Origin of the sequence: Burkholderia latens, assembly GCF_902499045.1 — a bacterium.
Lineage (GTDB): Bacteria > Pseudomonadota > Gammaproteobacteria > Burkholderiales > Burkholderiaceae > Burkholderia > Burkholderia latens.
The window spans coordinates 1-21,817 of the sequence record NZ_CABVPL010000018.1; the positions used below are offsets into that span (position 1 = coordinate 1).

Consider the following 21,817-nt stretch of genomic DNA (forward strand, 5'->3'; position numbering starts at 1 on the left):
ACGACCCAACGCAACGACCCAACGCAACGACCCAACGCAACGACCCAACGCAACGACCCAACGCAACGACCCAACGCCATCCGTGCGGAGTCAGTTGGTGTCGGGTGACATCGAAATGCGCGGTCATTCGCTGAATGCGCGACAGCCCTACTCCGACCGTGCCAGCTTTATGCGCATAAACCTCCGGCGGTCAAATCGCACCGCGGGCCGCCCACGCATAGCGGCCCCGTTGCATAGCGGTGCGCCATCACTCGATCGGATGATTCCCACACACGCAGCCGCGCACTTGCCGGCGTGATGCACACACTCGAGCCGCGAACTTTATGCGCATAAACGCCACCTCAGCCTCGTCATCCGCCGACGCTGCCGACGCACATCGTGGCAATCCAGGCATTCAAATTCCCCTCCGCATCTGGGGTCGGCGCTCCACCGAAACACCCGCAACCAGACTGGCTACAATACGGGCCTTTCCCATCCAGGCCTGAATGATGATCACGATTTACCACAACCCTCGCTGCTCGAAATCCCGTGAGACGCTCGCACTGATCGAAACGCTGAACACGACCGGCACACCGGTGAACGTCATCGAGTATCTGAAGACGCCGCCGACCATCGAGGAGTTGGAAGAGCTGCATCGTCAACTTGGGCTGCCGGTGCGCGACATGCTGCGCGATGGCGAGGAGCCGTATAAGACCCTGGATCTTGGGCGTGCAACCCTGACCGATGCACAGGCATACGAAGCGATTGCCGCGCATCCGATTCTGCTGCAGCGTCCGATCGTCGTGTATCGAGGCAAGGCTGCAATTGGCCGGCCGCCGGAATCGGTACGCGTGCTGTTTGAATAATTGTTGTACGGCGTATTTTTCTTATCACATCATGCCGGTGCCACCGCACCGGCACTACGGACGAATCGAATTCGCGTACGACGATCGCGCTTGGCGGCGAACCCGCCGCCCGCTCACCGTGGCCCGTCTCCCGACGGCTCGTCTCGATCGTCGGTGGCCACCGCATCCCGCCCGGCCGCCGCATGCGCGGCCGTCCGCAGCACCGCAATCTGCCCGCGATACGCGCGGCAGCCGCTGCAAACCGGCAGATGCGCGCGCACCTGCACGCGCTCGTGAAGCGTCAACGAGCGGTCGAGTGCATCCGACAGCAGTCGCGTCACGTCCCTACATTTCCCCGGCAGCATCTTCGGTCGTCAGTCCTTTTTCGCTGAGGCAGGTGCGCAGGCGCGTGCGCGCCCGATACAGCAGCACGCTGCAATGATTCGTCGTCAACGTCAGTTCGTGGCAGATATCGTCGATTTCGACATCGAGGAATTCGCGCATCATGAACACGCGCCCGATATGTTCGGGCAGATGATCGAGGCAGACCTGGAACAGCATCCAGAACTGCTGTTGCTGCAACAACGTTTCGGGGCGCGGCCATGGTCGCGGCTTCGTGTGCGCGGCCCAGTGCCCGTTTTCCTTGAACAACTCGCGATCGAGCGCGGATTCGCCGTCGAGTTCCGCATCGAGCGCGGACAGACTCACCGTCCGCTGGCGCGCGCGCAACACGTCGATCAGCTTGTTGCGCAGGATTCCGAACACCCAGGTCTTGTGCGCGGATCGTCCGGCGAACTCGCCCGCATGCGTCCACGCGGCGGTCAGCGCCTCCTGAACGGCGTCCTCGGCCGCGTCGGCGTCGCGCAGTTGCAATCGCGCGAAGCGCAGCAGATCGTGCCGGAGTCGAGCGAGGTAAACAGGGTCGTCGTACGCGGACGGCATGGCGAGCAGGAAGCCTTACAAGGCGAAAGCGATGAATCGCGCGTGCAGCCGCCGGCTGCCGCGTCACGGTGTGCGAGCAGCTTACTGGCCGCGACGCCGCGCTGCAACGCATGTTCGGTCACGAATTCATGAAGCCGGCCGGCGCGCTGCGCTATGCTTGCCGGAATCCCGCGTCGCCCATCTCGAAATCGCGGCGCGGGCTGGCTGTAACTTCAGACCATAACGGTCAAGTTATCCACAATTTCTGTGGAAAACCTTGTGGAAAGTCGGCCGGCCGGGCCCGTGGGACGGTTCGCGGGCTGGCTTGCCTATAAACAGACCTTTGTCGCCTGTCTCGAATCAATCGATCCGATTCCTCACTCACCGGAAGGAGAACACCATGTCCTATCGTGTTGCGGTCGTCGTCGGCAGCCTACGTCGCGGTTCGTGGAACCGCGCGCTCGCGCATGCCGTGATCTCGCTCGCCCCCGCCGATTTCTCGTTCGAATTCGTGGAGATCGGCGAACTGCCGCTGTACAGCCAGGACTACGACGCGGATTTTCCGGAAGTCGCAAAACGCTTCAAGCAATCGATCGAAGCGGCCGACGCGCTGCTGTTCGTCACGCCCGAGTACAACCGCTCGATCCCCGGCGTGCTGAAGAACGCGCTCGACTGGGGTTCGCGGCCGTGGGGCCACAATTCGTGGTCGGGCAAGCCGGGCGCGGTGCTCGGCACGTCGCCCGGTGCGGTCGGCACCGCGCTCGCGCAGCAGCACCTGCGCAACGTACTCGCGTATCTGGACGTGAAGACGCTCGGCCAGCCGGAAATGTTCATCAAGCACGACCCGGCGCGCATCGACGACCAAGGCCAGATCGTCAGCGAGGACACCCGCAAGTTCCTGCAGGGCTTCGTCGACCGCTATGTCGACTGGGTGCGCGTGCTGAAGGCGGCCTGACGCCGTCGGCGTCGCGTTGCAAGCGCCGGCGCCGTCCTGCGTGCCCGCGGGTCAGGCGCCGGCGTGCCGCGCATCGCGCGCGTCGCGGATGCCGAGCAGGATCTCGTCGAGCAGCGCAATGTCGAACGGCTTCGACAGCACGCGCACGTTGACGGTCCGCGTGCGGTCGAGTTCCTCCGCGTAACCCGTGACCAGGATCACGGGCAATTTCTCCGGCCGCTTGTCGATCGCCTCGGCGAGGTCGATGCCGTTCAGGCGGCCCGGCATGTGAATATCCGAAATCACCAGGTCGAATGCGTCGTTCGCGGCCGCGCCTTCGATCAGGCGCAACGCGTCGTCGCCGGTGGGCGCATAGGTGACGCGATGGCCTAGCAGCGTGAGCAGCGCTTCGGTGCCCGCCGCGACTTCGCTGTTGTCCTCCACCAGCAGCACGTGCAGGCCCGCCAGCGGGCCGTTGCCGTGCGCGGCCGGCTGCGGCCGTGCGACGATGTCCTCGACGCGCGCCCGCGGCAGATAGAGCCGCACCGACGTACCGGCGCCGACCGCGCTGTCGATCGTCGCGAGGCCGCCCGAGCGCTCGCAGAACGCGAACACCTGCGGCAGCCCGAGCCCCGTGCCCATTCCCTGCGGCTTGGTCGTGAACAGCGGCTCGAACGCGCGCGCGAGCACGTCGGGCGCCATGCCCGCGCCCGTATCGTCGAGCGAGATCTGCACGAAATCGCCGGTCAGCGGAAAGCCGTCCTCGCGGCGCAGCGTCACGTTGCGCGCGCCGACGGTGAAGCGGCCGCCGATCGCCATCGCGTCACGCGCGTTGACCGCGAGATTGATCACCGCGAGCTCGAGTTCGGCGACGTCGACGCGAATCGGCCACACGCCCGGCTCGACCGCGATGACCAGCGACGACTTCGAGCCGAGCGACGTCTTCAGCAGTTCGCGGCACGTGTCGAGCCACTGGCCGATGTCGATCGTCTCGTTGTGCAGCGGCTGCTTGCGCGCGACGCCGAGCAACTGGCGCGTGAGCGACTGGCCGTTCTTCAGCGCGCGTTCGATCGCGCCGAGCTCCGTGTCGAGATGCTGGACGCCGCGCCGCCGCGCGATCTGCACGTTGCTCGAAATGATCATCAGCAGGTTGTTGAAGTCGTGCGCGACGCTGCCGACCAGGTTGCCGAGCGCCTGCATCTTCCGCGACTGCCGGTACGCTGATTCGATCGAGCGGCGCATCGATGCTTCGGCCTGCCAGCGATCCCATGCCGCCTCCTCCGCCTTCAGCCGCTTCAGCGACAGCCAGATCACCCACCACAGCACGATCGACGGCGCGAACATCGAAATGAGCAGCACGCTCAGGTGTTCGTACCATTCATGCCAGATGGCCGAGGTGCGGTACGAGCAGCTCACGTACACCGGATAGCTGCCGACCTGCCGGTACGCGACGATCTCGCTGCCCGCGCCGTGGCCCACGCGCACGACGCCCGCGCGCGGATCGTTGCGCGCATTGCCGAACGTCGCCATGCGATCGGTGTGCGCGAGCGAAGGCGGCTGCGGATACGACGCGATCACCGCGCCGTCGGAGCGCGCGAGCGCCATCGTCATCGGCGTGGACGCGCCGCCGAGCAGGTCGCGGTAGAACGCATTGAAATACGACGATTTCAGCGCGATCGACACCATCCCGGCGAACGACCCGTCGCTATGGCGTCGCGCGACGCCCGTGTTGAACACGGGAATGTTCTCGAGCTTGAGCGGCCCCATCATCAGCCGCGAGATATGTTCGATGACCTTGCCGTCGCGGATGCCGGTGAAGTCGTCGCGGTTCGCGATCGACGCATAGGGCGCCGGATAGTAGAGGCTGTTCGCGAGCAGCATCCCGCTCGCGCCGAAGATCGACACCGCGGCCACCTGCGGATAGCCGCCGCCGATCGTGTTCAGCGCGTCGTGAATGTCGGCTTCCTGGCGGCGCACCGCGGCGTCGTCCATGTCCTGCACGAGGTCGACGATGCGCGCATCGAGCGTCTCGCTCAAGTCGAACACCTTGAGCGCGTGCTCCTCGGCGACACGCACGGTGCGCATTGTCACGTCGCTCGCCGCGGCTTCGCGCGCCTTCAGATCGTTGTACGCCATGACCGACACGTAGATGCACGGCAGCACGATCGCCGCGACCAGCAGTACGATCAACGTCACGCGCCGGACCGCGAAATCGTGCTCGGGCGCGCCGGACGAATAGCTGCCGTCATCCTGCCAGTCGTCGGCGGGCGGGGAAGCGGTGGAGCGGGAGTCGGCGGGACGTTCGGACGTCATCGAGGAAAGCGGGTCAGGCTGAGATGTTCAATCATAAACGAGTTGCGCCCGCGTACCGTACCGCCGCCCCGGCCGGGCAACCTGACGATTCCGGCAGGAGCGGGATGAAAGAATGAAAACGCTATGAATCCGGCAGCGCAAACGTACACAAAGAAAAATTTTGCGTGCATATCTCGAAAATGGTCGCGGCTATTTTCGGAATGACCATCGATCGGATCGATTTCGTTCGAAATGGTGAAAATGGCGAGTTGCACCGCCTCCGGTTTACTCAGAGAATCGCGCCTTGCTTTCCCCTATGACAGATATATGCGCCCGCCGGCGTTTGCGGCGCGGTGCGTCGCGCCGCTCGTACCGCGATGCCCGCGCGCGGCCGCAAGGCGGTTGCCCGCGCGTGATTGCCTGGCGTCTCAAGAAATGCGCCGCGCGGTCGTTAACGCGAGAGAGACCATTCCGTATACCGCTTCGCCGCCATGCCTTTGCCGATAGTGATTGCCGACGATTCCTTGCTCGCTCGCAAACTTCTGACAAAGGCGCTGCCGGGAGACTGGGACGTCGACGTCGCATATGCGGCGAATGGTCGCGAGGCCTTGGCGCTCTATCGTGACGGCAAAGCTTCCGTAATGTTTCTGGACCTGACGATGCCCGACATGAACGGCTATCAGGTGCTCGAGACACTGCGCCACGAAGATCTGAACACGTTCGTGATCGTGGTATCCGCCGATATCCAGCCGCAGGCGCAAGCACGCGTGCGCGAGCTCGGCGCGATCGCATTCGTTGCCAAGCCCGTGACGTCGGAGGCGTTGCTGCCCATTCTCAAGGAGTATGGGTTGTATGCCTGAATCGGTGTTCACGGCGGAGCAACGCGACGCGTTGCAGGAAATCGCCAACCTCGCGATGGGCCGAGCCGCTGCACGGCTCGCGCTGCTGCTCGGGCACTTCATCGAGCTGTCGGTACCGCGCGTGCGCGTCGTGAAGGCAGCCGATGCGGGCGACGCGCTGCGCGAGATGACCGGCATTCACGAGAACGTGACGGCCGTGCGCCAGGGTTTTCGTTCCGACATCAAGGGCGAGGCGATCGTGTTGTGCCGCAGCGCGGGCGTCGCGCGGCTGATGTCGCTGATGGGGCGCACTTTCGGCGACGGCGTGTATGCGGGCATGGAGACGCAGGACGAAATCGTGTTCGACGTCGCGAACGTGCTGATGAGCGCGTGCGTCGCGTCGATCCTCGACGAGCTCGGCCGCAAGCCGGTGTTCTTCCCGCCGGGGCTGCTCGGCGCGAACGTGTCGTTCGACGACGTGTTCCAGCCGAACGCGCTCGCATGGAGCGTCGCGCTGCTGCTCGAAGTGAACTTCGGGCTCGAGGATCACGGGTTCCGCGCACATTTCGTGATGCTGATGGCCGAGGATTCGATTCGGCTGATGGGCGACGCGCTCGACGCGTTGCTGTCCGCGCTATGAACGCTCCGACCGCCATCCCCGCTCCGTCGCTGAGCGACCTCGTGATCGAACGCGTCGGCTTCGGCCTGTTCGTGCTCGATCGCGCGATGACCGTGCTGATGTGGAATCGCTTCATGCAGGACCACAGCGGCATCGCGGCCGCCGACGTGATCGGCCGCAACCTGTTCGACTGCTTTCCGGACCTGCCGCGCGCATGGCTGCAGCGCAAGCTCGAAAGCGTGTTCCAGCTCGGCAGCTTCGCATTCAGCTCGTGGGAGCAGCGCCCGTACCTGTTTCGCTTCGAGCACGACCGGCCGATCACGGGCGGCGTCGACTACATGCAGCAGGACTGCACGTTCATGCCGCTCACGCGCGGCCGCGAAGTCGAGGCCGTGTGCGTGACGATCTCGGACGTCACGCACGTGAGCGTGATGCAGCGCGAGCGCGAGGAAGCGGTCGCGAAGCTGCGCGAACACGCGAATCTCGACGGCCTGACCGGCATCGCGAACCGGCGCTACTTCGAGGCTCGGCTCGGCGACGAATTCGCGCGCTGGCAGCGCTACGGCGGCGATCTGTCGGTGCTGCTGTTCGATCTCGACCACTTCAAGACGATCAACGACCGGTTCGGGCACGCGGTCGGCGATGCGGTATTGCGCGAGACGGCGCGCCGCGTCGCGTCGATCGTCCGCGCGCAGGATACGTTCGGCCGCTTCGGCGGCGAGGAATTCGCGTTGCTGCTGCCGTGCACGAGTCTCGACGAGGCGATGCTCGTGGCCGACAAGGTGCGCGTCGCGATCAGCAGCACGCCGGTCGATGCGGAAGGCGTCAGCGTCGCGGTGACGGCGAGCGTCGGCGGCGCGTGTGCGACGGCGGGCGCAGCGGCGTGCGACGTGCTCGTCAACGAGGCCGACACCGCGCTGTATCGCGCGAAGCGGCTCGGGCGCGATCGGTCGGTCGCTTACGCATAACCGGCGCGCCGCCGCCTTTGCCGCTTCGCGCGCTCGCCGCGCGTGGTTCAGCTTTTTGCGATGTCGGCGAGCACGCCGGCCAGCACGGCCGGCTGCGACACGAACGGCGAATGGCTGCTGTCGAGCTGGTGCACGTGCGTCGGATTGCCGGGCGCGAACGCGTCGGCTTCGTCGATGAAGCGCTGCTGCAGCGCGGGCAGGATCACGCGATCGGCCAGGCACTTGATGTAGTGACGGTCGATCGCACCCCAGCGCGCGGCGGTCGTCGGAATCGCGGTCGCGAACGGCGCGGCCGGCACGTCGCAGGTCATCAGGTTCGCCACCGCATCGAAGTCGGCCTGCGGCGCGTCATCGTACAGCGCGCGCTTCATCAGTTCGCGATACGCGGTGTCGCCGCTGCGCGGATCGATCCGCAGCGCGCCGGCGACGCGCGGGCTCGCGAGCATCAGCGGGCCCAGCATCTCGCCGCTGTTCTCTGGCGCGCGCACGTAGTCGAGGCCCGGCACGCCCGACGCGGGCATGAACGCGGCGAGATAGACGATCTTCGCGATCTTTTCGGGCGCGCGTTCCGCCGCCGCCGTGATCGCGAGGCCGCCCATGCTGTGCCCGACGAGCACGACCTTGCCGCGGCCGAGCGCATACGCGTCGTCGACGGCCTGCATCACCTGCGTCGCGTAATCGTCGAGCGTGGTGTTCGCGACCGGCGACGGTTCGGCGCCGAACGCATCCTTGTCGAGCGGCCTGTCGAGATACGATGCGGGAAAGCGGGCATGGACGCCGTGCGCCGGCAGGTCGCGGGCGATCGACAGGTAGCCGCGCGCGGCCAGCGCGGCCGCGACGTGCGCGTAGCACCACGCGCCGTGCCACGCGCCATGCACGAGCACGAAAACGGGATGGTCGGACTGCGGGTTGGCGGTTACGTTCGTCTCCATGGTGTCCGTGTCGTTCGGGAAAGATGTCCATCTTAGACGAAGCCGCGCGCGTTCAAGCATCGGCGCGCGGCGTCGCGCGAAGCGGCCCGCTTGTCTCGTACAGGCCACATTTCGTCCTGATCTGATTTGAATTTGCGCAGAAGCACGCTAATTTGACGCTTTCCTCCCGATTGCGCCCCATGAACGTCGACTATCTCTTCTACCGGAAGCCGGACAAGCCCGGCCCCTATTCCCTCGACGACCTGGGCGACGTCGCGCCGCCGATCGGCCCGAGCGACGTCGTGCGTGCGGGCATCGCCCGCGTATTCGAGACGATCGACTGGCATGAATCGCCCGACGTGCCGGGCGCGTGGTTCGGCACCGGCGGCCCGTTGTTCCAGTTCACCGCGGAGCCGGACGGGCGTGTGACCAGCTTCATGGGCTCGCGGCTCGAGCGCCGGTCGATGCTGCAGCTGACCCGCGAAATGGGCCTCATCGCGCTCGATCTGCAGCGCGACATCGTCTACGGCTGACGCGGGCGCGCCGCCCCGCCGGCCGCGGATGTCCGCGCCGGCCCGCACATGCTCGGGCGGCCCGCCACGCGCGGCGCCCGTCCGCCATCGAACTTCAAAGATTGCTATACTTTCGCCCAATTCCGGCTTCCCGGCCGGTAATTTGTGCCTGTCTGCGTCGATCGTTCGCATATCTCGCACGCATTTGACGCCCTGACCAACCCAGCCGGGCATGGCTTCTTCAATCGCCCCGCGTGGGTGTCTCCGTGGAGCTCGTCTTGGCCGTTTCCAATCTCGTCGTGGACGAACAAGAAACCGACGCCGCTGCCGTCACATCGGGCAGTTCCTTCTATCTGGCAATGCGCATCCTGCCGGCCGCGCAGCGCGACGCGATGTTCCAGGTCTACGCGTTCTGCCGCGCGGTCGACGACATCGCCGACAGCGACCTGCCGCGCGCCGAGCGCAACGCGGGCCTCGATCGCTGGCGCGCGGATATCGACGCATGCTTCGCCGGCCGTCCGCCGCGCCACCTGATCGCGCTCGAGCGCGAGATTCGCGCGTTCAACCTGCAGCGCGACGACTTCCACGCAATGATCGACGGGATGGCGATGGACGCCGCCGAAGACATCTGCGCGCCCGACGAGCCGACGCTCGATCTCTTCTGCGATCGCGTCGCGAGCGCGGCCGGCCGCCTGTCGGTGAGGATTTTCGGGATTCCCGAGGCGGAAGGCATCAAGCTGTCGCACCACCTCGGCCGCGCGCTGCAACTGACGAACATCCTGCGCGACATCGACGACGATGCTGCGATCAACCGCTGCTACCTGCCGCGCGAGCTGCTTGCGCGCGAAGGCATCGCGATCGCCGATCCGGCAACGATCGCGCGCGACCCGGCGCTGCCGCGCGTGTGTGCGACGCTCGTCGAGCGCGCACTCGCGCACTTCCGCGAAGCGGACGCGGTGATGGATACCTGCACGCGCGCGCAGGTAAAGGCGCCGCGCATCATGTCGGGCGCATATCGCTGCATTCTCGACGCGGCGATCGCCCGCGGCTTCGCTTATCCGCGGGCGCCGCTGCGCAAGCCGAAGGCGCGCATGCTGATGATCGCGGCGCGCTACGCGCTGTTCTGAGCCGATGCCCAGAACCGTCCACGTGATCGGTGCAGGACTCGCGGGCCTGTCGGCTGCGGTCGAGCTGCAACGCCGCGGGCGGCGCATCGTGCTGCACGACGCGCATGCGCATGCGGGCGGCCGCTGCCGCACGTGGTTCGACGGCACGCTGAACACGACGCTCGACAGCGGGCTGCATCAGATCTTCGCGGGGCAGCCCGCGACGCAGCGCTATTTGCGCGCGACCGGCGCGGCCGATCAGCTCGTCGGGCCCGCGCTGCCTGAATATCCGGTGGTCGACGTCGCGTCGCAGCAGCGCTGGACGCTGCGCTTCGGCAACGGACGCTGGCCGTCGTGGCTGTTCGATGCCGCATCGCGCGCGCCCGGCACCACGCCGCTCGACTATCTCGCGCTGGCGCCGCTCGCGTTCGCGCGCACCGGCCGCTCGCTCGCACAGACGATCCGATGCGACGGCGTGCTGTGGGATCGTTGGCTGCGGCCGTTCTTGGCCGGCGTGCTCAACGTCGAGCCGCGCCATGCGAGCGCCGAGCTCGCCCGGGCGGCGCTGTGCGGCACGTTTGCCCCGGGTGGCCCCGGCTGCCGGCCGCTCATCGTACGCCACGGGCTCGGCAGCGCGTTCGTCGAACCGGCGCTGCGGATGCTGCAGCACGGCGGCGCGCAGATCCGGCTGAACTCGCGGCTCGATGCTTTCGAATTCGGCGCGCACGGCAATGCGGTCGACGCGATCACGATCGGCGGCGAACGCGTCGATGTCGCGCCGGGCGACGCGGTCGTGCTCGCCGTGCCGCCGGAGGTCGCGCAGCCGCTGGTGCCGGATCTCACCGCGCCCGATACGTTCGGCGCCGTCGTGACTGCGTATTTCGCGGTGGACACGCAAGACGGCCATCCGCGGCAGACAAGCATCGTCAACGGCGTCGTCGATGCGGTGCGCACCGGCGACGGCACGCTCGCGGCGACGATCCGCGATGCGGGCCGTTGGCTCGACATGCCGCGCGACGCGCTCGCGCAGCGTATCTGGGCCGACGTCGCACGCGTGACGGGCGCGAACGCGGAAGCCATCCCTGCGTGGCAACTCGTCGTCGAGCCGCGCGCCGGTTTTGCGGCGGTGCCGTCGCAGGAAATGAAACGTCCGGCCGTGCGTACGCGCTGGACCAATCTCGTGCTGGCGGGCGACTGGATTGCCACCGGCCTGCCCGCCACGATCGAGGGCGCGATCCGTTCCGGCCAACTGGCCGCGGACGTGCTCCAGACACAATAAGCAACAGAGGGACCGATGAACGATCTCACCGAAATGGCTACCCTGTCCGCCGGCACCGTGCCGGCCGGGCTCGACACGGCCGTCGCGCGCGCGACCGACGCGCTGCTGGCCGCGCAGAACGCTGACGGACACTGGGTCTACGAACTCGAGGCCGATTCGACGATTCCCGCCGAATACGTGCTGCTCGTCCACTACCTCGGCGAGACGCCGAACCTCGAGCTGGAACAGAAGATCGGCCGCTATCTGCGCCGCATCCAGCAGGCCGACGGCGGTTGGCCGCTGTTCACCGACGGCGCGCCGAACATCAGCGCGAGCGTGAAAGCGTATTTCGCGCTGAAGGTGATCGGCGACGACGAGAACGCCGAGCACATGCAGCGTGCGCGCCGCGCGATCCATGCGATGGGCGGCGCCGAGATGTCGAACGTGTTCACGCGGATCCAGCTCGCGCTGTACGGTGCGATTCCGTGGCGCGCGGTGCCGATGATGCCGGTCGAAATCATGCTGCTGCCGCAGTGGTTCCCGTTCCATCTGTCGAAGGTGTCGTACTGGGCGCGCACGGTGATCGTGCCGCTGCTGGTGCTGAACGCGAAGCGTCCGCTCGCGAAGAACCCGCGCGGCGTGCGTATCGACGAGCTGTTCATCGATCCGCCCGTCAACGCCGGGCTGCTGCCGCGTCAGGGCCACCAGAGCCCCGGCTGGTTCGCGTTCTTCCGCGCGGTCGACCATGTGCTGCGCGCGGTCGACGGCCTGTTCCCGAGCTACACGCGCGAACGCGCGATCCGGCAGGCCGTGTCGTTCGTCGACGAGCGCCTGAACGGCGAGGACGGCCTCGGCGCGATTTATCCGGCGATGGCCAACGCGGTGATGATGTACGACGTGCTCGGCTATGCGGAAGATCATCCGAACCGCGCGATTGCGCGCAAGTCGGTCGAGAAGCTGCTCGTCGTGCATGACGATGAAGCGTATTGCCAGCCGTGCCTGTCGCCGGTGTGGGACACGTCGCTCGCTGCGCACGCGCTGCTCGAAACCGGCGACGCCCGTGCCGAGGAAGCCGTGCTGCGCGGCCTCGAGTGGCTGCGCCCGCTGCAGATCCTCGACGTGCGCGGCGACTGGATCTCGCGCCGCCCGAACGTGCGGCCGGGCGGCTGGGCGTTCCAGTACGCGAACGCGCATTACCCGGACGTCGACGACACGGCCGTGGTCGTGATGGCGATGGATCGCGCGCAGAAACTCAAGCAGACGGACACGTATCGCGAATCGATGGCGCGCGCGCGCGAATGGGTCGTCGGCATGCAGAGCAGCGACGGCGGCTGGGGCGCGTTCGAACCGGAAAACACGCAGTACTACCTGAACAACATCCCGTTCTCGGATCACGGCGCGCTGCTCGATCCGCCGACCGCCGACGTGTCGGGCCGCTGCCTGTCGATGCTGTCGCAGCTCGGCGAGACGCCGCTGAACAGCGAGCCGGCCCGCCGCGCGCTCGACTACATGCTGAAGGAACAGGAACCGGACGGCAGCTGGTACGGCCGCTGGGGGATGAACTACGTGTACGGCACGTGGACGGCGCTGTGCGCGCTGAACGCGGCCGGGCTGACGCCGGACGATCCGCGGATGAAGCGCGGCGCGCAGTGGCTGCTGTCGATCCAGAACAAGGACGGCGGCTGGGGCGAGGACGGCGACAGCTACAAGCTGAACTACCGCGGCTACGAGCAGGCGCCGAGCACGGCGTCGCAGACGGCGTGGGCGCTGCTCGGGCTGATGGCCGCCGGCGAGGTGAACAACCCGGCAGTCGCACGCGGCGTCGACTACCTGATCGCGCAGCAGAACGACGAAGGCCTGTGGGACGAGACGCGCTTCACGGCGACCGGCTTCCCGCGCGTGTTCTACCTGCGGTATCACGGCTATCGCAAGTTCTTCCCGCTGTGGGCGCTCGCGCGCTATCGCAACCTGAAGCGCGCGAATGCGACGCGCGTGACGGTCGGGATGTAACGCGTGCCGGCGACGCAGTACAACGGCACGTTGCCCGTCATCGCCGTCACGGGGATGGCGTTCGAGGCGCGCATCGCGCGCGGTCACGGCGTCGACGCCGTGTTCGCCGCGCGGGCGGACCGGCTCGAGCGCGCGCTGGCCGAAGCGACCGCGCGCGGTTGCGCGGGCATCGTCAGTTTCGGCACCGCGGGCGGCCTCGCGCCCGACCTCGCGCCCGGCGCGTTGGTGATCGCGGACGCGATCGACGGTCCGTTCGGCCGCGTCGGGACCGATGCGGGCTGGAGCGCGCGCCTCGTCGCCGCGCTGCACGACACGCCGGTGTGGGCGCGCGTCGCGCGCGGCACGATGGCGGCGGTCGGCGCGCCGGTGGTCAGCGAGCAGGAAAAGACGTCGCTGCATCGCGCGAAGGGCGCGCTGGCCGTCGACATGGAATCGCATATCGCGGCGGCCTTCGCCGCGTCGCGCGGCGTGCCGTTCGCGGTATGCCGCGCGATCGTCGATCCCGCGTGGCGGACGCTGCCGCGCGCGGCGACAGCCGGCTTGCGTGACGACGGCAGCACCGCGATCCTGCCGATCCTGCGTGAGCTGTTGAAGCAGCCGTCGCAACTCGGCCCGCTGCTGCAGGTCGCGGGCGACGCGCGTGCGGCGCGCACGACGCTGATCCAGGCGCGGCACGCGTTCGAGCGTGCGGGCGCGATGCGGATCGCCTGAGCGGCGTTCGCCGCGTTTCGATTTTTCTTTTCCCATTCGTCCGCGTCTCCGTGCGCGCAAAAAAAGAGCGCTGCATCACGCAGCGCTCTTCGTCTTTCCGGCGGATAACGAGACCGCGTTACTGCGCGGCCGGACTGCTTGCGGGCGGCGTCGGCACGGCCGGCGCGATCGGCGCGCCGCTGGCGGCCGGCGCGGTGGTCGCACCCGTCGGCGCCGCCGCCGATGCCGCAGCGGGCGCGCTCGCGGGTGTTGCGCTGTCCGAACCCGGATCGTCGTACTGCGGCAGCCCCGGCACGGCCGGCGCATTGTTCGGCGCCGCGCCCGATGCGCCACCCGACTCGCCCGGATCCTCGTAGTTCGGCAAGCCGCCCGGCGTGCTCGGCGTAGCAGCCGGCACCGCGCCGGCTTCACCGGGCTCCGCGTAGTTCGGCGCCGCGGCCGAGGCCGACTGGCCGCGATACGTGAGCGACTTGCGCTGCTGCAGATACGCATCGCGCACGAACGAATACGGATCGAGCGCCGCCTGCTTCAGCAGATCGGTCGCGCCGAGCAGGTCCGAACGCGCGCTGATGAACTGCGCGATGTACATCGGATTGCGCACGGCCGGCTCGATGTAATTGAGCAGGTTGAAGCGGACGTCCACCGCGCGGCCGACACCGTCGCGGATCGTGCTCGGGCCGAACACCGGCAGCACGAGGTACGGACCGGACGGCATGCCCCAGCGCGCCATCGTCAGCCCGAAATCCTGGTGATGCTTCGGCAGCCCGGCCGGCGTCGCGATGTCGATCAGGCCGGCGACGCCGAACACCGAGTTCATCGCCACGCGCATCAGATCCTGCGTCGCATCCGTGATGCGCAACTGCAACAGGTTGTTCGCCATGTTGCCGAGATCGCCGAGGTTCGAGAAGAAGTTGCTGATCGCGGTGCGCACCGGCGTCGGCGTGATCTTCTGGTAGCCCTTCGCGATCGGCACCGCGATGTTCGTGTCGACCGTGTCGTTGAACTTGTACATCGCCCGGTTCATCGGCTCGAGCGGGTCGTTGGGGTTGCGGTTCGGGCCCGTCGCGCACCCGCTGAGCACCGCGCTGGCAGCGACGGTCGCCGCAATGATTCGCACCTTATTCATTGTTTCCTTGCGATTGGTTCTTGGCGCGTTTGACGCGCGGTTTGCCCATCAGGACAGGCTGAAACACCACGGCGCCGATCAGCGTGCAGGTCAACGCCAGCGCGAGCAGCTTGCCCATGCTCGACGTGCCCGGATGATGCGACAGCCACAGGCTGCCGAAGGCGGTCGCCGTCGTCGCGGCGCTGAACAGCACCGCGTGCGTGAGGCTCGAATGCAGCAGCCCCGTCTGCCCCGCGCGCCACGCCATCACGAAGTACACCTTGAACGCGACGCCGACGCCGAGCATCAGCGGCAGCGCGATGATGTTCGCGAAGTTCAGCGACATGCCGAGCACGACGCACATCTCGAGCGTCACGAGCCCCGACACGAGCAGCGGCACCAGCGTGCGCAGCACGTCGCCGAAGCGGCGCAGCGTGATCCACAGCAGGATCGTGATCGAGATGATCGACCACAGCGCCGCGTGCAGGAACGCGGTGATGATCGTGTCGGCCGAATGCAGAATCGAGATCGGGCCGCCGGTCGCGCCCGGCTCCGCGGCCTTCACGGCCTTCGCGAAGCGGCGCAGCATCGTGTCGTCGTTCGGGTCGACGCCCTTCGGCACTTTCGGCGAAATCTGCACGAGCGCGTGGCCGTCCGGCGCGACCCAGTCGCGCACGAGCTCCGGCGGCAGCGATTCGCGCGTGATTTCCTGCGGTTGCAGCAGCGTCGCCAGCTGGTTGAGCGCGATGCGCAGCGTGTCGGAGAACGCGCGTTCGGCGCGATCGCGCGTCGCGCTGTCGGCCGCGGCCAGCTTCGCGAGCGAGGCCGACAGATGCTGCGCGGCCGACGCGCCCGGACCCGGGTGATCTTCCGCCGCGTAGCTCAGCAGGTCCGACACGCGCTTGAGCGCGGCGACGCGTTGCCCGTCGGTCGCGGGCGGCGCGGCCGGCTGCGTCAGTGCGGGCAGCAGCTCGCTCGCGGCGGCGGCGATCGCCGCGCGCTTGGCCGGCTGGTCGGCGGGGATGAACGTCGACAGCGTCGTCGTGCGGCCGACTTCCGGCAGCGCGGCGAGGCGCTTCGCGGCCGCGTCGGCTTCGGCGAGCGACGGCGCGAGCAGCGTGACGTCGTTGACGGCCGCTTCGGGCGAATCCTTCAGCGCGAGCAGCGTCGCCATCGATTCGCTGTGCGGATCCTTCAGATGCAGCGGATTGAAATCGAAGTGCAGGAACGCGAGCAGCGGCAGCGCGCCGATCACGACCGCGAGCGTGCCGATCAGGATCGGCTTGCGATGGCGATCGAGGAAATCGTCGACCGGCGCGAGCCACGGAAAGCCGGGCGTCTTCGATTCGCCCGGCGGCGCGAACAGGCGCAGCAGCGCAGGCAGCAGCGTCAGCGTGGTCAGCAGCGCGACGAACATCCCGATGCCCGCGATCAGCCCGAGTTCGGACACACCGCGGTACGCGGTCGGGATGAACGAGAAGAAGCTTGCCGCGACGGCCGCGGTCGCGAGCGCGAGGGGCATGCCCATCGAGTGCGCGGCGCCGATCAGCGCGTGATCGATGCGCGGATCGCGGAAGCGTTCCTCGCGATACTTCACGCCGTACTGGATCGAGAAGTCGACGCCGAGGCCGACGAACAGCACCATGAACGCGACCGAGATCATGTTCAGCGAACCGACCATCGCGAGGCCGAGCGCGGCAGTCACGACGAGGCCGACGAACAGCGTGACGAGCACCGAGCCGATCATCCGCTTCGAGCGCAGCGCGAGCCACAGGATCACGAGCACGGCGAGCAGCGTGAGCACGCCGTTGAGCGCCGCGCCGTCTTCCACCGATGCGAACTCGTCGTCCGCGAGCGGCTGTTCGCCGGTCAGGCGCACGACCGCGCCGTAGCGCTTCTCGAGATCGAGCGTGCGCGCGGTGTCGCGGATCACCTGGCTCGTGGCCGCGCCGGCCTTCAGCGCGCCGTAGTTCACGACCGGCTGCACGGTGACGAACGCGCGCGCCGGCTGGCGCGCCGCATCGCTGTCGACGAGCCCGCGCCACGAGAACGCGGCCGGCTTGCCGGCCAGCACGTCGTCGACCGTCGCGGCGCTGCGCGCGAGCAGCTTCGCCATCGCGGGCAGCTTCACCTGGCCGGTCAACAGCGGCTGGCCGAGCGTGGTGGACAGCGTGGTCGCGAGCCCGGTGAGGCTCGGGTTCTTCGCGAGTTCGTTGACGAGCGGCCGCGCGCTCGCCAGCTGCGACGTCGTATCCGACACTTCCTGCGGCGACAGGAACAGCAGCCCATTGTGCTCGAAGAACGGGCCGCCGCCCGGTTCGCCGACCTGGCCGATATGGCCGGCGTCGGTCTGCTTCTGCAGCGCTTCGGTGAGCGCGTGCGCGGCGGCGGTCGCGAATTCTGGCGCGGGCGCTTCGACCACCGCGAGGATCGTGCCGTTGCGTTGCGGGAATGCCTTGTCGACGGCCTTGCTGAGCGCTGCCCATTGCGGCTCGGCATCGACGAGCTTGCTGATGTCCGTGTTGATCTTGAAGTGCTGCGCGACATAGACGCCGCTGAGCGCGGCAATGACGAGCGACAGCACGACGACCCAGACGGGGCGGCGTACCGACCATGCGACGAGTCGGACGATGAGAGATGTCACCATGTGGCGGCGGGGAGGGGCTGGCAAGGGCAAAGCAACGAGTATACCGGCGCAGCGTGGCGTCGGTCGCAACGTTGGTACGTAAAGGGCGGGAAGGATATTTGCTCCGCCGCGAAGGAATCGGCGCGGCAGGTCGGACGATTGGTAAGGGGATGCTTACATAATCGGCTCGGATCGACGCTGCGCCGGCGCTGTGACAAAAGGGGTTCAAAGGTAACAGTCGGTCACGGCGCGGCAGGCGGGCGTTCGGGCCGCTATACTTCGACCCACCGGCCGATGCAAGGCATGCCAACGCGTGCGATTCGCCGGCCGTCTTTTCTTATCGAGTGCGAATATCAGTATGAAACGTCATCTGTTTGCTTTCATCGCGGCGGCTGCCGTGTCGGTTTCCGCTTTCGCGCAGAGCGCGCCGGTCGACGTCGTCCGCAATGCGGTCGAAGGCACCGTCAACGCGATGAAGGCCGATCCGGCCGCGCGCGGCGGCGACATGGCGAAAATCACGCAAGTCGTCGAGCAGCGCTTCCTGCCCGTGACGAACTTCGAGCGCACGACGCGTATCGCGGTCGGCGATGCATGGAAGCAGGCGACGCCGCAACAGCAGCAGGAGCTGTACAAGCAGTTCAAGCTGCTGATGACGCGCACCTACGCCGCGTCGCTCGCGCAGCTCGGCAATCAGGACGCGAAGTTCTCGTTCAAGGCGGGCGGCGCGTCGGGTGCCGATGCGCTGGTGCAGTCGACGGTCACGACGCCGGGCGACAGCCAGTCGGTCGGCTACCGGCTCGGCAAGGTCGGCAACGACTGGAAAATCTACGACATCGACATGTCGGGCGCGTGGCTGATCCAGGTCTATCAGGGCCAGTTCAAGAGCCAGCTCGCGTCGGGCGGTATCGACGCGCTGATCGCGTATCTGCAGAAGCACAACTCGCGGACGAATTGACACTCGGTCCGGTCGCGGCGCTTGATCGACGAACGGTCATTCGGCGCGCCCGTCGTTCAACGATCTTTCTTGCCGGCGCGCCGAACGGCGCCGCGCAAGCTCGGAAGTCATGACGCCCCGCTCGCGGATGCGACCGGGGCGTTTTCATATCGGCCGTGCCTGCTTATGTCGCCGGTGCGACGAATCGTCGTACCGATGGAACGCGATGGCGTCGCGTATGAGAGGCCGTTCGACGACGCGTTGAACCGCATGTCGCATTCGCAAGCACACGGGAGCTGACCTGCGCGAAATCCCACTGACTACGGCCCGGGCCGTCGCTTTTCGTCGGCTTCGGTTTGCCGAAGCGCTCTGCGAAGCCTGCGGTTATCGGCGAGTAGTGCGGCGATGACGATCGCGAGAATAACGATCGGAGCCTCTTTCCGCAGAGCACGGGAGAACACGGTCGCCAATCCCGCGCACGTAAGAGCGACCAGCAACAATAGGAATCGGTCCTTCCACCAAGCGCGCGGATGCAGGCGGAAGGCGCCGCGGCGCACGCCGTTCACAGTTGTCCAATCGTCGATCGTTCCGTCGGCACGGTACAGCGCAAATCATCGGTCCCGGTTGGTTCCATACAGGTTTGCACGTACGAAGTCATAGAGCCAGCCCAAGCGCCCGCCTGACTGTCGATCGACTGTAATACATGCCTCGCGGCAAAGGACCTGACTTCGGCTTCGTGATCGCTTCCGCTCTGTTGCGATCGTTCGGCATGCCGCGGAATGCCGGCACGGGGGCGGCGCCTACACAGGACAGGGTGGAAATCGGCCGCCCGTTCAGGACGAAGGTGCATGACGCTGACATGAGTGATCCCGCAGTTGATTTGGACTGACCGTATCAGACGAATTTCGATCGCTCAATTCGGTGGTCTGTCCGGGGACGACGACCGCGTTCCCGGCCGCCCTGAACTATCAGGCCCATCGCCGCGCGGGCGACAGCGTGAGGCAGCCGAAAAATGTCACGAACCGTCCGCGAAATCGCTGTCGCTGCAAGTCGAGTCAACGCAAGTCAAACCGCGCTTCACGCCTGCATCGCGTCAGACTCAGCAATCGCTCACCGCCGCCGATGCTCGACCGCGAACTTGATCAGCTCCGCCTGCCCTTCGATGTCGAGCTTGCGTTTCAGATTCAGCCGGTGCGTTTCCACCGTGCGCACCGACAACCCCGTCTGCTGCGCGATCTGCTTGCTCGACAGCCCCTCGGCCAGCGCGTCGAGGATGTCGCGTTCGCGCGGCGTCAACCGATCGAGCGGCGACGCCGTTGCGCTCGCCTGAATCATCCGCGCGGCGAGCCCTTCGCTGAAGAACGTCTGGCCGGCCAGCACCGCGCCGATCGCGCGCACGATCTCGCTCGCCGGCGAATCCTTCAGCAGATAACCGCTCGCGCCGGCGCGCACGGCCTGCGTCACGTACTCGATGTTGTCGTGCATCGACAGCATCAGCACGCGAATCGCCGGAAAGCGCTCGTGGAACACGCCGGCGAGCGTGATGCCGTTCATCCCGTTCATGCCGACGTCCATCAGCGCGAGATCGGGTTCGAGCGACGCGGCGAGCGCGAGCGCCTCGTCGGCGTTGCCGGCTTCGCCGACCACGGACAGGTCGGCTGCCTCGAGCCGCATCCGCAGCCCGTCGCGCACCAGCGGGTGATCGTCGACGAGCAGCAGGCGGGCAGCGGGCCGGGCGGTGTCGGGGGCGCTCATGGGCAAATGTCTCCGTTAGGGTGTGCGCCATCAGGCAGCGGCGGCGCGCAGCGGCACGCGCGCGGCGACGACGGTGTGGCCGACTTGCGACGTGATCGTCAGCGTGCCACCGACGGCATCGAGGCGCTCGCGCATGTTGCGCAGCCCGATGCCGCGGCGCGCATCGGTCTGCGTCCGCTCGGCGTCGAAGCCGCAGCCGTTGTCGGCGATGGTCAGCGTGACCGCATGCGCGCCGACGTCGAGCGTGACGGCCGCCCGCGACGCCTGCGCATGATGCACGATGTTGCTGAGCGCTTCCTGCGCGATCCGGAACAGCGCCGTGTTGACCGCCGCGGGCAACGGCCGCGCGCCGCTGTGCGCAACCTGCGTATAGCCGATGTCGATGCCGCTTTCCGTGCCGAGTTCGCGCACGAGCTGTTCGAGCGCCGCCGCGAGGCCCAGATCGTCGAGCATCGCCGGGCGCAGCGCGTGCGAGATGCGCCGCACCTCGCGCAACGTGTCGCCGAGCCGCCCGACGCCCGACGCGAGCGCCTGCTCCGCTTCGGGCACGCGTGTCGCGCCGCGCTCGAAGCGCGCGAGCGCGGATTCGAGCATCAGCTTCGCGGACACCATCATCTGGCTGATCCCGTCATGCAGCTCGCGCGACAGCCGCTCGCGCTCCTGCTCCTGCGATTCGACGACGCGCTGTGCGAGCTGCTTGAGCTTTGCATCGGCGCTGCGCGACTCGCTGACGTTCAGCACCAGCGCGCAGACGGCGATCGCGGCGGCGCCCGTCAGCGCGATCGCGGTGAGCCAGCTCATCGTGCGCTCGATGTTCGCGGATGCGCGCGCGTCGATGCGCTGCAGCGCGGTGTCGACGTCGTCGAGATAGATGCCGGTGCCGACCATCCAGCCCCAGCGTTCGAGCGCGACGACGTAGCCGAGCTTCGGTGCGGGCTTGCCCGTCGACGGCCGCTGCCACGTGTAGCGCACGTACCCGCCGCCGTGCGACGCGGCGCCGATCAGCTGCTGGATCGTCAGCGCGCCCTGCGGGTCGCGCATCGACCAGAAGTTGTGACCGACGCGCTCGGGTTCGCGCGGATGCATCAGCGCATTGCCGTGCAGGTCGTAGACGAAGAAATAGCCGTCGGGGCCGAAATCCATCTTCTGCAGCATCGCGAGCGCCTGCGTGCGGCGCATCGCGTCGTCGCGCGCGTTGCCGCCGCTCGCGTCGTACAGCGGCATGATCGCGCTCGTCGCGAGCTCGACGTAGTGCTTCAGCTCGACTTCCTTGCTCGACAGGTACGCGGCCTGGATCGTCGCATGCTGCGTGCGCGCGAGCGACGTCGCCTGCTGACGCACGCCGAAGCCGATGCCGGCGATCGCGAGCAGGAACGGCACGATGGCCAGAAGAAAAATCTTTGCCTTGAGTCTCATGGTGACGGGAAGCGGGCGCGCGTCGCGCACGGCGCGGCGAGCCGACATTGTCGGCGATTTTGCCCGCAGGCGGCGG

20 protein-coding genes are annotated in these 21,817 nt (G+C 67.4%); 11 read left to right on the top strand and 9 right to left on the bottom strand.

The window, feature by feature from the left end:
* The first annotated feature begins 488 nt into the window (after positions 1–488).
* Positions 489–845: an arsenate reductase (glutaredoxin) gene (arsC, locus tag BSE24067_RS14565; protein ID WP_151066358.1), complete on the top strand. Its 357-nt coding sequence runs from the start codon at positions 489–491 to the stop codon at positions 843–845.
* A 113-nt stretch (positions 846–958) separates the two neighbouring features.
* Here arsC and BSE24067_RS14570 read toward each other — a convergent pair whose 3' ends face one another.
* Together BSE24067_RS14570 and BSE24067_RS14575 are read right to left on the bottom strand one after the other, a co-directional pair.
* Positions 959–1,189 (bottom strand): zf-HC2 domain-containing protein, encoded by a 231-nt coding sequence (locus tag BSE24067_RS14570; RefSeq protein WP_151066343.1) that lies wholly within the window; start codon positions 1,187–1,189, stop codon positions 959–961.
* The gene (locus BSE24067_RS14575) at positions 1,170–1,766 is read right to left on the bottom strand and encodes an RNA polymerase factor sigma-70 (protein WP_151066344.1); all 597 of its coding nucleotides are present in this window, start codon (positions 1,764–1,766) and stop codon (positions 1,170–1,172) included. Before BSE24067_RS14575 ends, BSE24067_RS14570 begins: the two co-directional genes overlap by 20 nt.
* A 379-nt stretch (positions 1,767–2,145) precedes the next feature.
* Between BSE24067_RS14575 and BSE24067_RS14580 the strand changes: the two genes are divergently transcribed.
* The gene (locus BSE24067_RS14580) at positions 2,146–2,700 is read left to right on the top strand and encodes an NADPH-dependent FMN reductase (protein ID WP_151066345.1); all 555 of its coding nucleotides are present in this window, start codon (positions 2,146–2,148) and stop codon (positions 2,698–2,700) included.
* Positions 2,701–2,751: 51 nt separating this feature from the next.
* Here the strand turns inward: BSE24067_RS14580 and BSE24067_RS14585 are convergent, their stop codons facing one another.
* A complete protein-coding gene (locus BSE24067_RS14585) occupies positions 2,752–4,992 on the bottom strand; it encodes a hybrid sensor histidine kinase/response regulator (RefSeq protein ID WP_151066346.1) in 2,241 nt (746 codons plus the stop codon).
* Positions 4,989–5,246 (bottom strand): hypothetical protein, encoded by a 258-nt coding sequence (locus BSE24067_RS14590; protein WP_151066347.1) that lies wholly within the window; start codon positions 5,244–5,246, stop codon positions 4,989–4,991. Before BSE24067_RS14590 ends, BSE24067_RS14585 begins: the two co-directional genes overlap by 4 nt.
* A 216-nt stretch (positions 5,247–5,462) precedes the next feature.
* On the opposite strand from BSE24067_RS14590, the gene BSE24067_RS14595 reads away from it, so the two are divergent.
* From BSE24067_RS14595 to BSE24067_RS14605, 3 genes are read left to right on the top strand one after another with little or no spacing between them, the layout of a single operon-like run.
* On the top strand, positions 5,463–5,831 hold the full coding sequence (locus tag BSE24067_RS14595; RefSeq protein WP_040138947.1) for a response regulator: 369 nt from the start codon (positions 5,463–5,465) through the stop codon (positions 5,829–5,831).
* Positions 5,824–6,450, top strand: a complete 627-nt coding sequence (locus BSE24067_RS14600) for a chemotaxis protein CheC (RefSeq protein WP_151066348.1) — start codon at positions 5,824–5,826, stop codon at positions 6,448–6,450. Before BSE24067_RS14595 ends, BSE24067_RS14600 begins: the two co-directional genes overlap by 8 nt.
* Positions 6,447–7,397, top strand: a complete 951-nt coding sequence (locus BSE24067_RS14605; RefSeq protein ID WP_151066349.1) for a GGDEF domain-containing protein — start codon at positions 6,447–6,449, stop codon at positions 7,395–7,397. The genes BSE24067_RS14600 and BSE24067_RS14605 overlap by 4 nt, the downstream gene beginning before the upstream one ends.
* A gap of 47 nt (positions 7,398–7,444) precedes the next feature.
* Here BSE24067_RS14605 and BSE24067_RS14610 read toward each other — a convergent pair whose 3' ends face one another.
* Positions 7,445–8,329 carry an alpha/beta fold hydrolase gene (locus BSE24067_RS14610; RefSeq protein WP_151066350.1) on the bottom strand — a complete coding sequence of 295 codons (885 nt, stop codon included), beginning with the start codon at positions 8,327–8,329 and terminating at the stop codon, positions 7,445–7,447.
* Between the two features lie 179 nt (positions 8,330–8,508).
* Here BSE24067_RS14610 and BSE24067_RS14615 point away from each other — a divergent pair, with 179 nt between their 5' ends.
* From BSE24067_RS14615 to BSE24067_RS14635, 5 genes are all read left to right on the top strand, one after another.
* Entirely contained in the window at positions 8,509–8,841 is a 333-nt protein-coding gene (locus BSE24067_RS14615; protein WP_151066351.1) for a hypothetical protein, read from the top strand.
* Between the two features lie 257 nt (positions 8,842–9,098).
* Positions 9,099–9,947, top strand: coding sequence for a presqualene diphosphate synthase HpnD (gene hpnD / locus BSE24067_RS14620; RefSeq protein ID WP_151066352.1), 849 nt, complete (start codon positions 9,099–9,101; stop codon positions 9,945–9,947).
* A gap of 4 nt (positions 9,948–9,951) precedes the next feature.
* Positions 9,952–11,205, top strand: coding sequence for a hydroxysqualene dehydroxylase HpnE (hpnE, locus tag BSE24067_RS14625; RefSeq protein ID WP_151066353.1), 1,254 nt, complete (start codon positions 9,952–9,954; stop codon positions 11,203–11,205).
* Between the two features lie 15 nt (positions 11,206–11,220).
* Entirely contained in the window at positions 11,221–13,194 is a 1,974-nt protein-coding gene (gene shc / locus BSE24067_RS14630; RefSeq protein ID WP_151066354.1) for a squalene--hopene cyclase, read from the top strand.
* Between the two features lie 54 nt (positions 13,195–13,248).
* Positions 13,249–13,905: a phosphorylase gene (locus BSE24067_RS14635; protein WP_420883496.1), complete on the top strand. Its 657-nt coding sequence runs from the start codon at positions 13,249–13,251 to the stop codon at positions 13,903–13,905.
* Between the two features lie 118 nt (positions 13,906–14,023).
* On the opposite strand, the gene BSE24067_RS14640 is transcribed toward BSE24067_RS14635, so the two are convergent.
* Positions 14,024–15,031: an MlaA family lipoprotein gene (locus tag BSE24067_RS14640; protein WP_174904789.1), complete on the bottom strand. Its 1,008-nt coding sequence runs from the start codon at positions 15,029–15,031 to the stop codon at positions 14,024–14,026.
* Positions 15,024–17,657 (bottom strand): hopanoid transporter HpnN, encoded by a 2,634-nt coding sequence (hpnN, locus tag BSE24067_RS14645; protein ID WP_151067509.1) that lies wholly within the window; start codon positions 17,655–17,657, stop codon positions 15,024–15,026. Before hpnN ends, BSE24067_RS14640 begins: the two co-directional genes overlap by 8 nt.
* A gap of 337 nt (positions 17,658–17,994) precedes the next feature.
* On the opposite strand from hpnN, the gene BSE24067_RS14650 reads away from it, so the two are divergent.
* Positions 17,995–18,591 (top strand): MlaC/ttg2D family ABC transporter substrate-binding protein, encoded by a 597-nt coding sequence (locus BSE24067_RS14650; protein WP_151067507.1) that lies wholly within the window; start codon positions 17,995–17,997, stop codon positions 18,589–18,591.
* 1,089 nt (positions 18,592–19,680) lie between these two features.
* Here BSE24067_RS14650 and BSE24067_RS14655 read toward each other — a convergent pair.
* Both BSE24067_RS14655 and BSE24067_RS14660 read right to left on the bottom strand, forming a co-directional pair.
* Entirely contained in the window at positions 19,681–20,325 is a 645-nt protein-coding gene (locus BSE24067_RS14655; protein ID WP_151067505.1) for a response regulator, read from the bottom strand.
* Between the two features lie 30 nt (positions 20,326–20,355).
* Positions 20,356–21,741 carry a cache domain-containing protein gene (locus tag BSE24067_RS14660; protein ID WP_151067503.1) on the bottom strand — a complete coding sequence of 462 codons (1,386 nt, stop codon included), beginning with the start codon at positions 21,739–21,741 and terminating at the stop codon, positions 20,356–20,358.
* Positions 21,742–21,817 lie beyond the last annotated feature (76 nt).